The 13,165-nt window shown below is 35.7% G+C and carries 12 protein-coding genes and 4 tRNA genes; 6 read left to right on the top strand and 10 right to left on the bottom strand.

Going from position 1 to position 13,165, the window contains the following annotated elements:
- The first annotated feature begins 30 nt into the window (after positions 1–30).
- The 6 genes from tolB to ACFQ02_RS01770 all read left to right on the top strand — a co-directional run bounded on the left by tolB (position 31) and on the right by ACFQ02_RS01770 (position 2,400).
- Entirely contained in the window at positions 31–1,338 is a 1,308-nt protein-coding gene (gene tolB, locus ACFQ02_RS01795) for a Tol-Pal system beta propeller repeat protein TolB (protein ID WP_380818539.1), read from the top strand.
- A 9-nt stretch (positions 1,339–1,347) separates the two neighbouring features.
- Positions 1,348–1,806, top strand: coding sequence for a peptidoglycan-associated lipoprotein Pal (gene pal / locus ACFQ02_RS01790; protein WP_380818537.1), 459 nt, complete (start codon positions 1,348–1,350; stop codon positions 1,804–1,806).
- Between the two features lie 218 nt (positions 1,807–2,024).
- Positions 2,025–2,100: transfer RNA gene (locus ACFQ02_RS01785), tRNA-Lys, on the top strand.
- A gap of 24 nt (positions 2,101–2,124) precedes the next feature.
- Positions 2,125–2,200, top strand: a tRNA-Lys gene (locus tag ACFQ02_RS01780).
- Between the two features lie 24 nt (positions 2,201–2,224).
- Positions 2,225–2,300, top strand: a tRNA-Lys gene (locus tag ACFQ02_RS01775).
- Positions 2,301–2,324: 24 nt separating this feature from the next.
- Positions 2,325–2,400, top strand: a tRNA-Lys gene (locus tag ACFQ02_RS01770).
- Positions 2,401–2,605: 205 nt separating this feature from the next.
- Here the strand turns inward: ACFQ02_RS01770 and hfq are convergent.
- From hfq to thiB, 10 genes are all read right to left on the bottom strand, one after another.
- On the bottom strand, positions 2,606–2,896 hold the full coding sequence (gene hfq, locus ACFQ02_RS01765; protein WP_380818535.1) for an RNA chaperone Hfq: 291 nt from the start codon (positions 2,894–2,896) through the stop codon (positions 2,606–2,608).
- Positions 2,897–3,008: 112 nt separating this feature from the next.
- Complete coding sequence (gene miaA, locus ACFQ02_RS01760; RefSeq protein ID WP_380818533.1) at positions 3,009–3,944, bottom strand: tRNA (adenosine(37)-N6)-dimethylallyltransferase MiaA; 936 nt, start codon at positions 3,942–3,944, stop codon at positions 3,009–3,011.
- Entirely contained in the window at positions 3,938–5,755 is a 1,818-nt protein-coding gene (gene mutL, locus ACFQ02_RS01755) for a DNA mismatch repair endonuclease MutL (protein WP_380818531.1), read from the bottom strand. Before mutL ends, miaA begins: the two co-directional genes overlap by 7 nt.
- A gap of 9 nt (positions 5,756–5,764) precedes the next feature.
- On the bottom strand, positions 5,765–6,985 hold the full coding sequence (locus ACFQ02_RS01750; protein WP_380818529.1) for an N-acetylmuramoyl-L-alanine amidase: 1,221 nt from the start codon (positions 6,983–6,985) through the stop codon (positions 5,765–5,767).
- Positions 6,986–6,987: 2 nt separating this feature from the next.
- Entirely contained in the window at positions 6,988–7,476 is a 489-nt protein-coding gene (tsaE, locus tag ACFQ02_RS01745) for a tRNA (adenosine(37)-N6)-threonylcarbamoyltransferase complex ATPase subunit type 1 TsaE (protein WP_380818913.1), read from the bottom strand.
- A gap of 82 nt (positions 7,477–7,558) precedes the next feature.
- A complete protein-coding gene (tyrS, locus tag ACFQ02_RS01740; protein ID WP_380818527.1) occupies positions 7,559–8,746 on the bottom strand; it encodes a tyrosine--tRNA ligase in 1,188 nt (395 codons plus the stop codon).
- A 93-nt stretch (positions 8,747–8,839) separates the two neighbouring features.
- Positions 8,840–9,841: a biotin synthase BioB gene (gene bioB, locus ACFQ02_RS01735; protein ID WP_380818525.1), complete on the bottom strand. Its 1,002-nt coding sequence runs from the start codon at positions 9,839–9,841 to the stop codon at positions 8,840–8,842.
- A 66-nt stretch (positions 9,842–9,907) separates the two neighbouring features.
- On the bottom strand, positions 9,908–10,540 hold the full coding sequence (gene thiQ / locus ACFQ02_RS01730) for a thiamine ABC transporter ATP-binding protein (protein ID WP_380818523.1): 633 nt from the start codon (positions 10,538–10,540) through the stop codon (positions 9,908–9,910).
- Positions 10,527–12,125: a thiamine/thiamine pyrophosphate ABC transporter permease ThiP gene (thiP, locus tag ACFQ02_RS01725; protein ID WP_380818521.1), complete on the bottom strand. Its 1,599-nt coding sequence runs from the start codon at positions 12,123–12,125 to the stop codon at positions 10,527–10,529. The genes thiQ and thiP overlap by 14 nt, the downstream gene beginning before the upstream one ends.
- Positions 12,125–13,120, bottom strand: a complete 996-nt coding sequence (gene thiB / locus ACFQ02_RS01720; RefSeq protein WP_380818519.1) for a thiamine ABC transporter substrate binding subunit — start codon at positions 13,118–13,120, stop codon at positions 12,125–12,127. The genes thiP and thiB overlap by 1 nt, the downstream gene beginning before the upstream one ends.
- Positions 13,121–13,165: the final 45 nt, after the last annotated feature.

Below are 13,165 nucleotides of genomic sequence, written 5' to 3'. Positions count from 1 at the left end.
ATGATAAACACATAAAATAAGGGAAAATTTATGAACATAATTAAACACATACTGAATTTATCGCTGCTGTTGTTGATAGCTTGTGTGGCTACAGCTCAAGCAGAAGATGAAGTTCGAATTGTGATTGATAAAGGGGTTGATAGTGCTAGACCTATCGCTGTTGTGCCGTTTAAATGGAATGGTGCAGGCACAATGCCTGTTGATGTGGCAGATATTATTTCAGCAGATTTACGCAATAGCGGTAAATTTAATCCTATTCCAGTTAATCGTATGCCACAACAACCAACTTCAGCAGCAGAAGTTAATTCTGAAGCTTGGTTAGCGTTGGGGATTGATGCAATAGTTGTTGGTCAAGTAACACCGAATGGTAATGGTTATAGTATCGCTTATCAGTTAGTGGATACTATAGGAGCAACTGGTACAGCGGGGGCGGTATTGATGCAAAATCAATATGCGGTACCCGCAAATGCAATACGTTTAGGTACTCACACAATTAGTGATGAAGTGTTTGAAAAATTGACAGGTATCCGTGGTGCATTCAGAACGAAGATTGCTTATATAGTACAAAAACATGGTGGTTCAAAGCCTTATCAAGTACGTATAGCTGATTATGATGGACATAATCAATTTATTGTAACTCAAAGTTCACAACCGCTAATGTCACCAGCTTGGTCTGCTGATGGTGGTAAGTTAGCTTATGTTACTTTTGAAAATCGGAAGTCTCAGTTAGTTGTTCATGACTTGCACTCTGGAAAAAGACGAGTTGTAGCTTCATTTGAGGGACACAATGGAGCTCCATCTTTTTCTCCTGACGGTTCTCGATTGGCTTTTGCTTCCTCTAAAGAAAGTAAATTGAATATCTACGTAATGAGTTTAGCTGGTGGGCAGATAACACAGTTAACTCACAATGAGGGTAATAATACGGAGCCTTCTTGGACAGCGGATAGTCAATCCATTATTTTCACTTCAGATAGAAGTGGCGTGCCTCAACTCTATAGTATGGATACCGCTGGAGGCAATATTTCGTTAATCAGTTCAGGAGGACGTACTTATAGCGGTCAAATGTCCGCAGATGGAAGTGCATTGATCATGATTTCAGGCGATCATATTATGCGTAAAGACTTAGCAAGTGGCAAAATAGAAATGTTAAGCACGACTTTTTTAGATGAAAGTCCAAGTATATCGCCAAACGGTATAATGATTATTTATAGCTCTACACAAGGCGTAGGAAAGGTGCTACAATTGGTTTCCTCTGATGGTCGCTTTAAAGCACGTTTGCCAGGAAGTGACGGACAAGTGAAATTTCCTGCCTGGTCACCATATTTAAGTAAAAACTAGGAGAATTAAATGAAAAAATTTGCAAAATTATTAGTTGTAGCGGGTTCTGTTGCAGTATTAGCAGCATGTAGTTCATCAAAAAATGAAACTGCGGATGCAAACGGACAAACTTTTGGCGGTTATTCTGTGCAAGATTTACAACAACGTTATAACACTGTTTATTTCGGTTTTGATAAATACGCAGTGGAAGGCGAATATGCTCAAATTTTAGATGCACATGCAGCTTATTTAAATGCAACTCCAGCATCTAAGGTTTCTGTGGAAGGTCATGCAGATGAACGCGGTACACCTGAATACAATATCGCATTAGGTCAACGTCGTGCTGATGCTGTTAAAAATTTCTTATCAGCAAAAGGCGTGCAAGCAGGACAAGTTTCAACTGTTTCTTACGGTGAAGAAAAACCAGCAGCTTTAGGACATGATGAAGCAGCATATTCTAAAAACCGTCGTGCAGTGTTAGTATATTAATTAACTGTTTTGCATTAAAAAATGATAAGAATAAAACCAGACTTAGTTCTGGTTTTATTTTTTTTACAATAGAATTGATTATTTTTTATTTTAGAATACGTTGTTCAGTACAAAGAATAGATAAATTGTTGAGTATTCATTCAAACAGACAAAAGAATGAAAATTTTTGTTGATTATTAAAATAAAAACGCTATTATAAGCACCTGTTACGCAAGAGTGGGTCGTTAGCTCAGTCGGTAGAGCAGCGGACTTTTAATCCGTTGGTCGAAGGTTCGAATCCTTCACGACCCACCACTTAGAACAAAACCTTAATTTTAAGGGTCGTTAGCTCAGTCGGTAGAGCAGCGGACTTTTAATCCGTTGGTCGAAGGTTCGAATCCTTCACGACCCACCACTTAGAACAAAACCTTAATTTTAAGGGTCGTTAGCTCAGTCGGTAGAGCAGCGGACTTTTAATCCGTTGGTCGAAGGTTCGAATCCTTCACGACCCACCACTTAGAACAAAACCTTAATTTTAAGGGTCGTTAGCTCAGTCGGTAGAGCAGCGGACTTTTAATCCGTTGGTCGAAGGTTCGAATCCTTCACGACCCACCATTCAAGCGTTCGATATCTCAAATTAGAATACTATGAAAAGAATAATTTTATTTTATTCTTAATACAAAGATATATTTACAAGATATAACTTGTGTAGGATCAAAATAGCAACTCATCTCAGTTAGAATGAAATAAAAAGTGCGGTAAAAATTTTTATTTTATACCGCACTTGTTTCGTTAATTAATTTTTTTATTTCACTGCAAGTTATTCAGCTAATTGAGTGCTACTTGGCTCACTAGAAACATCATTTAAGCTACCTTGAGGCTGCTGAGCAGAATTATTATGATGAGCTACAGAGCGAGCAGGAACTACAGTGGAAATTGCATGTTTGTAAACCATTTGATTTACAGTGTTCTTCAGTAAGATTACAAACTGATCGAAAGATTCAATTTGACCTTGAAGTTTGATGCCGTTTACTAAGTAAATTGATACGGGAATACGTTCGCGACGTAGTGCATTTAAATAAGGATCTTGTAAAGATTGCCCTTTTGCCATATTTTTATTCCTTTTTATTATTTGTTGATTAGATCAAACTATTTGGGAGTATTCATTTGTCTCCTCCGACAATATAGCAATAATCTAATAAAATGTCATCTCTGTGACAAAATTATTTTACAGATTGTATAACTGATTGCTTTGCCTGTTCAATTTGTAGGCTGTCTAACCATTGTAGCGGATATTTCCAGCCTCTAAGCCAAGTGATTTGTCGTTTAGCGAGCTGTCTTGTAGCACAAATGCCTCTAAATACCATTTCATTATAATCATAATCACCTTGCAAAAATTCCCACATTTGACGATAGCCTACACAGCGAATTGACGGTAAGTTGAGGTGTAAATCAGATCGTTGAAATAATGTTTCAACTTCCTGCTGAAATCCTAAAGCTAGCATTTTATTGAATCGTTGTTCTATTCTTTGGTGTAAAATGGCTCGTTCTTGAGGAGCTATCGCAAATTGTAAGATTTTATAGGGTAGTTTATTGCCTTTTTGATTCATTAATGAAGTTAGAGACTGGCCACTAATATAAAAAACTTCCAATGCTCGGTTAATCCGCTGACTATCATTAGGATTGATTCGCTGAGCGGATATAGGATCTATTTCCGCTAATTTTTGATGTAAAGCATGCCAACCGTATTTTTTTGCTTCTTGTTCAATTTCACGGCGAATATTCTCATCGGCGGAGGGTAACGGAGAGAGTCCTTCTAGCAAGGCTTTGTAGTATAGCATTGTGCCACCAACGAGTAATGGTATCTTTCCTTGAGCAGTAATTTTTGTCATTTCTTGTAATGCATCATGACGGAACTCAGCAGCCGAATAAGTTTCAGCGGGATCTTTAATATCAATCAAGCGGTGAGGTGCTAGTGCTAGCTCTTCTGCACTAGGTTTTGCCGTACCAATGTCCATTCCTTTGTAAATTAAAGCGGAATCTACGCTGATAATCTCTAAAGGCAAAGTTTGGCATAGTTTTATGGCTAAATCTGTTTTACCAGATGCCGTTGGCCCCATTAAGAAAATTGCAATGGGGTTATCTGAATTTCTTAGCATGATAGTTTTTCCAAGTAGATTTTCCAATCTATAGGCAATAATAGTTGTTTAAGTTGGTAATCTGTTGTAATGAGTTGTTCTGTTTCCGTGAGTAATGCTATTGCATCAGCAAAAATATTGATTTCTGTAGTCTGTAATACATCACAAAGTGCGGTCAAAAAAGTAGAAAATTCAGTTAGATTTTGTTCTAGCAAACGGATTATAGCATTTTGTATATTTTGATGACGTAAACACGCAGGAACTTTAATGATGCTAATTCGTTGTTGCGGTAAGTTTTCGTTAAAATAAAAACCTGTTTGCTGAAAAAAATGTTTCTGTTGCTGCCATTGCAAAAATTGCGATGCATTCAAACGAAATGTTATTGGAATCAATAAAGCTTGTTGTGAAACAGGAGATTGTTGTAATTTTAGTTTACATCTCAATTTCTGTAATGCAGTCAGTGAAATTAAATAGAATTGTTGATCTTGTTGTAATAATAACGCTTTATTCTCAATCAGTGATAAAGCACGAAGCATATTTTTATTGCTTTGTGAGAGCGTGTTAGTATTTTCTCTATTATGTTGTTTTGTGAGCAATTCGCCATATACTTTTTGTACTTCTAAATTAGCGTTATCGGCTGATTTTACAGAATTTGGCATAAACTCTTTATGTACAGGCTGAGAGATTGGATATTGCCGATTAGATTGAGTAAAAATATTTTTTCCTGCTGCTGCTCGATTTGGCTTATTAGAAGAAATCCATTGTCCATCGGGTTCACAAACTTGCACTAATGTAGCATTTTCTTTGCTCTCGGAGGGAAACGATAAGTCTACTTTCTCGTTATTTAGTGCATCAAAAATACCTTGAAAAATAAAATCATGAACTAGACGAGATTGATGAAAACGTACTTCGTGTTTAGTTGGGTGAACATTCACATCAACTTCATTAGGATCCAAATCGATAAATAAAACGAAAGCAGGGTATTGATTCGCTGAAAGTCGCTCAGCATAAGCTTGTCTAATAGCGTGATTTATAACTTTATCTCGGATCATTCGTCCATTGACATAACAATAATTCAGATCGTTTTGATTACGACTGTATGTTGGCAAGCCAACCCAACCAAATAAATGTAATTTATTGTGTTTCCAGTTAATTTCTAAAGCATGATGAACAAAATTTTCTCCACAAATTGCAGCGAGGCGTTTCATCTTTTGTTGATTATTGACCGCACTTTTATATTGTTTGATGATTTTTCCGTTATGAGTGAGAGTGAATGCAATATTGAATTTTGCTAAAGCAATACGACGAATAACTTCTTCAATATGAGCAAATTCCGTTTTCGCAGTACGCAAGAATTTGCGTCTTGCTGGCGTGTTGAAAAATAAGTTTGCAACTTCTACAGTTGTTCCTACAGGGTGCGATGCAGGTTGTATGGTAGTCTCCATCTCTCGACCTTGAGCGTAAACTTGCCAAGCTTCTTTTTGTTCTTGAGGGCGAGATGTTAGGGTTAGACGAGAAACCGAACTGATACTAGCTAAGGCTTCTCCACGAAATCCTAAACTGAGGATTGCTTCTAAATCTTCAATACAAGTAATTTTGCTAGTTGCGTGACGAGCTAGAGCAAGTGGTAATTCTGTTTTTGCTATGCCGATACCATTATCTCGCACTCTGATTAATCCAGCTCCACCATCTTCAATATCAATTTGAATTTGCGTTGCACCCGCATCAAGGCTATTTTCTACTAGCTCTTTTACGACTGAAGCAGGACGTTCGACTACTTCTCCAGCGGCAATTTGGTTAGCGAGCTGAGGCGGTAAAATTTGTATTGGCATTTTTACTTCTTATTCTCGTAAACGAATTTTTTGTCCAGTTAGCACTTTACCATTTTTTAAGTGCGGATTTAATTTTAGTAATTTTTGCGGTGAAACCCCATATTCACGAGCAATGCTATATAGGGTTTGATTTTTTTTAACAATATGAAATTTTGCAACTACAGTTTTTTTATTTTCAGCTTTTTCTTGCTTTGTTTCCTGTTTATTTTCTTTAGAAGATAGCTTTTGCTTTTTGTTTTCTTGTGCTTTTGACTCACTATTTTCAACAATATTGGGTATTTTCAGATTTTGCCCAACAAAAACTTGCTTGTTTTTAATATTATTTAATTTTATCAGTGCATTCATACTGATATTGTATTTTACTGAAATTTGGAATAGAGTCTCGCCTTTTTTGACTTTATGAATAAAAGTGCGGTCAATTTTTTGATCTTTTTTATCATCTCCAGCGACTAATATTTTTGGCTGAGGCTTATAATAGCGTTTACGATATTCTACAAGGCTATCGTAAATTAAGCGTGCGATTTGTTGACGATATTGTTTATTACTTAATTTTTTTTCTTCCGTAGCATTTGATAGAAAACCTGTTTCTACTAAAATTGAAGGAATATCAGGCGAACGCAGTACGCCAAGACTTGCATGTTGTGGTGTATTGCGGCTAAGTGTTGTTATTTTAGCGAAACGTTTTAAGACGATGCGACCTAGTTCATAACCAACACGTTGGCTATGTCCAAATTGTAAATCAAGTACAGTTTGATCTAAATATTTTTCATTATGAGATGAAAGCACAGTGCCTGCACCACCAAGTAATTCTGATTGTTTTTCACTATCTTCTAACCATCTCCCCATTTCACTATTAGCTCGTCGATTTGATAATACCCAAACCGAAGCACCACGTAATTGCGGAGAAAGGGAAGAATCTGCATGAATAGAAATGAGAAAATTCGCTTTTTGTTTGCGTGCAATTTCTGAACGCTGAGATACTGAGATATAATAATCACCCTTACGAGTAAGTACAGCATCGAAATTAGGATCTTTATCTAATAAATATTTGAGTTCTTTTGCAATAGCTAAAGTAACGTTTTTTTCGTAAGTTTTTAATTTACGTCCAATTGCACCAGGATCTTTTCCACCATGACCAGGATCGATAGCTATTATCCATTCTTGTGAAAACCCAGCGATGGAGAAAAAAGATATAAAAATCAATAAAATAAATTGAATAATCGGTTTCATTGTTATCCATCAAGTGCGGTTAAATTTTGTAAAATTTTTTCACCAAGTTGGGTTGTAGCAACTAATTGAATATTACGTGCAAAATCAGCATACTCAATATTGATGAGCAAGTCAGCTTCAGCCAATAAGCCTTGCCCTTTTTCTGCCCATTCAATTAAACAAAGGCTATTTGCTTTAAAATAATCACGAATTCCAATAAATTCAAGTTCTTCAGGATCACTTAAACGGTATAAATCAAAATGATAAACTTGTTTTTGCGGTAAATGATACTCTTCTACTAATGTATAAGTAGGGCTTTTTACGTTACCTTGATGACCTAAACTTTGGATAATTCCACGGCTAAGTGTCGTTTTCCCAGCACCTAGTTCACCGTTTAAGTACAGTACAACGGTTTCATTGTTTTGTATATTACAAATCGCCTGAACTAGTTTCGCACCAAATTGGCACATTGAATTTTCATCGGCAATATATTGGCTGTAAGTTGTCATTATTCGTTGAGTATCAAAAGTTAAATTTATAGTTATTAGTTGAAAGTGCGGTAGAAATCACCGCACTTTTAATGTTGTAAAATTATTATTTTACAGTAACTCGAGCAAATTTTCGTTTACCTACTTGATATACAGCAGTAGATGCAGCGATTTTTAATTTGCTATCATTGATTTTTTTACCATCAATTTTTACGCCACCTTGATTTATCATACGGATAGCTTCAGAAGTCGTTTCTACTAAACCAGCTTCTTTTAACAGATTAGCGATAGCAATTTCACCAACAAGTTCAAATTCAGGCATTTGATCTGGTATTGCTCCTTTTTGGAAACGGTTAATAAAATCCTGTTCCGCTAAATCTGCTGCCTCTTGTGAGTGAAAACGAGTGATGATTTCTTTTGCTAATAAGATCTTAATATCACGAGGATTTCGTCCTTTTTCAACTTCTTGTTTAAATTGTGCAATTTCAGTGAGTGGACGGAATGAAAGTAAATTGTACCAATCCCACATTAATTTGTCAGAAATGGACATGATTTTACCAAACATTTCACTTGGTGCTTCGTCTACACCAATGTAATTGCCGAGTGATTTGGACATTTTTTTCTCGCCATCTAACCCTACTAATAATGGAAGTGTAATTGCCACTTGAGGTTTTTGCCCTTCCATTTTTTGTAATTCACGTCCCATTAGTAAATTGAAAGTTTGATCTGTGCCACCTAATTCCACATCTGCTTGTAGATGTACGGAATCCTGTCCTTGTAAGAGTGGATAAATAAATTCATGAATAGCGATAGATTGATTATTAGCAAAACGTTTTTTGAAGTCGTCACGCTCTAACATACGTGCGACAGTATAGCGAGAAGCAAGACGAATCATGCCGATTGTACCTAATTCACTTAGCCATTCAGAGTTAAATACCACACGAGTTTTTTGCGGATCTAAAATTTTAAAAATCTGAGTTTTATAAGTCTCAGCATTACGTAGCACATCTTCTCTTGAAAGCGGTGGGCGAGTCGCATTTTTACCAGATGGATCTCCCACAGTAGCGGTAAAATCGCCTATTAAAAAAATGACTTCATGGCCAAAATTTTGAAATTGGCGTAATTTATTCAGTATTACAGTATGCCCTAAGTGAATATCAGGTGCGGTTGGATCTGCTCCTAATTTAATTCGTAACGGACGATTTTCTTTTAACTTATCAATAAAATCTTGCTCAGAAAAAATTTGTTCAACACCACGCTTAAGCTCAGCAAGAACTACATTCATATCGGTCATACTGTTTTCCTATTTAGAAATGAAAATAATCTTGTTATTATAGAGATAATTGTAAAAATGAAAAGCTACAACAGCCTGTTTTATATAAATTTGCTATTTTTTACGATTTTGCTCTGTTTCGGGTTCAAGATCGAGTTTTGCCATTAAAATTTGATCGTTATCCTCTTCCGAATTTTCTGTGACTAATAATTTATCGCCGTAGAAAATTGAATTTGCCCCAGCTAGAAAACATAATGTTTGCATTTCTTCTGACATATTAGTACGACCAGCAGAAAGACGAACATAGCTTTTGGGCATAACGATGCGAGCTACTGCGACAGTACGAACAAACTCTGTCCAATCAAGATCTGCTGCTTCTGCTAAAGGCGTGCCTTCTACTTTGACTAATTGGTTTATTGGTACTGATTCAGGTTGAGGATCTAAATTAGCAAGACTCGCAATAAATGCTGCTCGTTCTTTACGAGTCTCATCCATTCCTACAATTCCACCACAGCATACTTTTAAACCTGCTTTGCGAACTTTTCCTAGCGTGTTAAGGCGATCATCAAATTGACGTGTACCGATGATTTTTTGATAATGTTCAGGTGCGGTATCTAAATTGTGGTTATAATAATCAAGCCCAGCATTTTTTAAATCTTCAGCCATACCATCTTGCAATAAACCAAACGTACCGCAAGTTTCTAAGCCAAGAGCTTTTACTGCTTTAATAATTTCAGTTATTTTTTCAATATCCTTTGGTTTTGGACCTCGCCATGCAGCTCCCATACAAAAACGCCCAGCACCACGAGATTTTGCAATTTTTGCTTTTTCAATGATTTCTTCTATATTAACCAGTTGCTGATTTTGTACACCTGTTTGATAGCGAGCGGATTGCGGGCAATAGCCACAATCTTCGGGGCAACCTCCAGTTTTGATGGACATTAAAGTAGAAAGTTGAATGGCTTGTGGATTAAAATTTTCACGATGTATTTGTGCGGCACGATAGATTAATTCTAAAAAGGGTGTTTCAAACAACGCCTCAACTTTACATACTGACCAATATTCGAGCGTTGGATGAGGGGTAAGTGAGGGAATTTCAATAGTTGTAATACTCATAAGCTAATAACGTTTCCTAAAAAATAAAACAGTATTATTTTAATGTTAAATCAATATCAAACACAATTAGTCATTTCTGATCCGACCTTTTTCAAGTAGTAAAGTGCGGTCAATTTTTCCTTCTAATTCTTTGGGCTGATGAGTAACTAACAGCATTGTGAGTTGTTTTTCATTACATAATTGGTCAATTAAATTGAACATTTCACTACGCAAATCGGGATCTAATGAAGAAAAAGGTTCATCTAATAGTAAAATTGGTTTATCTCGTAATAAACATCGAGCGAGTGCTACACGTTGTTTTTGTCCTCCAGACAGTTCTGTTGGACGACGTTTTAAAAAATTCTGCAAACTGACCGCACTTGCCGCATTTTCAACTTGCTCTAATTGTTTAGAGTTGAGCTTACTGTGCGTAGTCAAACTGAGAGCAATATTCTGCTGAACAGTTAAATGTGGAAATAAATTATTTTCTTGAAATAGTATTGAAACGGGGCGTAAATGCGGTTCACTATAAGTATGATTTTTTCCATTTAACCAAATCTCCCCTTGTGATGGTAATTCAAAGCCCGCGATCAAATTCAACAGGCTACTTTTACCAGAACCACTGGGACCAATTAATGCAACTTTTTCTTGTGGACGAATATGTAAATTAAAGTGCATTGATGTGTTAGGGTAATCGAATTGAACATTAAGTTTTATCATGATGATGCTCTGCAAAAATAAAAATTAAGCTACAAAAAATTAATAGTAAAAGTGCAGTGACAGCACCTTCTTGATTACGATAACTACCAAGCTGGCTGTAAAGTAAGTGCGGTAGAGATGTAAAATCTTGAGTGCCGAATAACGCAATTGCAGTGAAATCACCTAGTGACAACGCACAAGCTATAGCAAAAGCATATTTTAGAGGATGAGATAAAGTATGGCGTTCTACCCAGTACCATCTTGCTATCCCCTTAATACCAAGTGATTGACATAGTTTTTCATAATATTGCATATTGTTATTCATTGGTGTATGCAGTATTCGTAAAACAAAAGGCATTGCTGCAAGGGCATTACATAACACGACAATTCCAAAGAGATGGATTGGTGTAAAATCAATGTGTTGTAAGCAAATAAATAGCCCCATTGCTAGTACTAGAGTAGGAATTGCTAAAATTACCATTCCAGCATTTAAAATAGCATTTGCCACATTATTATAATTAAGCCATTGTAAACGTCTTGATAGCAATAGTAGAGCAATTGAAAAAATTAATGCTGTACAAGCAGATATAGGAGCAATAGTGATGGAATATCCTAATGCACGCCAAAGTTGCGGATTTTGTAATGATTGAAAAATTAAATGTAGATTAAATCCAGCAACGATGATATTTAATAGTGGGGTCAGTAAAAACAATAGGATAGTTAGTAGGATAAATAGTTGTAAAATTTTGACCGCACTTGATTGAGAAGCTTTCCATAATTTTTTTTGATTAATTTCTGCTATATGGTTTTTAGAAAATGAACTCATAGTGGAAAAAATCACAAAACAAAATAAAAACTGTAGTAAAGCAAATAAGGCAGCTTTGGATAAGTTAAATTCAAAAACAATAGCCTGATAAATAGCTACTTCTAACGTAGTATATTGTGGTCCTCCGCCTAATGTTAATACAATAGTGAAACCTGTGAAGCAAAGCATAAAAACTAATGCAAATAATGATAGCAATTGCTGACGTAAATAAGGTAACTCAATCAATCTTATAAACTGCCAACCTCGAATTCCAAGTTGTGCAGCTAGCTGTCTTTGCTGATTGGGTATACTACACAGTGACTGCAAAAAAATTTTTGTTGCTAAAGGAATATTGAAAAACAAATTTGCAACTAAAATACCGCTTAAACCATAAATATTAGGTTGCCAGTCAATATTTAACCTCGCAGTTATATTAGCAATCCAGCCTGCATTGCCATAAATGCCGATAATTCCAAATACAGCGACTAACGAGGGCAGTACATAGGTAAGGGAAAGTAATTTTAAAACTAGTGATTTTCCAACAAACTCTAAATAGAATAGTGTTCTAGCAAAAAATACGCCGATGATAATAGAAAGCCAAGCAGAAAGGAAAGCCTGTAAAACGCTGAAAAAAATAACATGGTGTAAGTAACTATCTTTTAAAAAGCTGTGCCAATCTGCGTTTTCGCTTACTGAAAACACAGATTTTAGTGCTATAGCATAAAATGCAGTTAACCCTAATATTACGCAAATTCCGCCCATATAATGAGCTGGGCGGAGTTTTTTTAGACTAAGATTCATTATTTGATCAAACTACGTTGCCAAGTATCAATCCATTTTTTCAAATCAGCTTGTTTTACATTTTGTGTATTTAATATTAGTTTTGTAGCCACTTCTGCCTTCAGTGCATCGTAATGAGGTTCAATTGATTCACGGCTGACAGGAAGCATTGTATTGTATAATGCAATTTCTTTTTGAGCTGTTGGGCTAATTAGAAATGCCATGAAATGATCTGCACAATTATTGTTGCGACCAGCGACTTTTGCAGCTAATTCAATTTGTAGAATATTGCCTTCAGAAAATTCGGTAGCAGCGTAATTGTCTTTTTTCTCATTAATTAAATGATAAAGTGGGGATGTGTTTTGACTTAATACTAAATCTGCTTCACCTTTCAAAAATGCACCATAAGTTGATGACCAACCTTTCCCTACAGTAACGGTGTGTTTAGCTAAAGTTTGCCATGCTGATGCAACTTGATCTTGTGGATAAACAGCATTCAACCATACCATTAAACCTTGCCCTACGCTACTAGTACGAGGATCTTGATAAATTATTTTGAGATCTTGACGCTCAACTAATTCTTTTAAGCTTTTTGGGGGATGTGGTAATTTATTTTTATCGTAAATAAACGCATATAATCCGAAATCATAGGGTAAAAACGTTTGATTATTCCACTCTAAAGGTAGAGAAATTGTGTTTAGATCCACTGCATTTTTAGTAAATAAACCAGTGTGCTGAGCCTCATCTAACATATAGTTATCTAGTCCTAACACTATATCTGCTTTTAATTTATTACCTTCTAAACGTATGCGGTTAAACATTGTTCCTGCACTATCAAAAGTAGTGTATTGTAATTGACACTGTGGGAATTTTTGTTCAAATAATGTTTTGATTTTAGGACCTGCACCCCAATCAGAAGTAAAGCTATCATAGCTGTATACATTTAAATTTTCTGCTTGAGTAGTTATAGCACAACAAGCAAGTGCGGTAATGAATGAGAATGTTTTGAATTTCATCAGTTTTCCTTAAAGTTAAAAATTAATAAATTTTAACGGGTAAGG

The organism is Seminibacterium arietis (genome assembly GCF_042675725.1).
Lineage (GTDB): Bacteria > Pseudomonadota > Gammaproteobacteria > Enterobacterales > Pasteurellaceae > Seminibacterium > Seminibacterium arietis.
The sequence above is the reverse complement of the archived record's forward strand: the minus strand, read 5'-3'. Positions and strand labels throughout refer to the sequence as shown.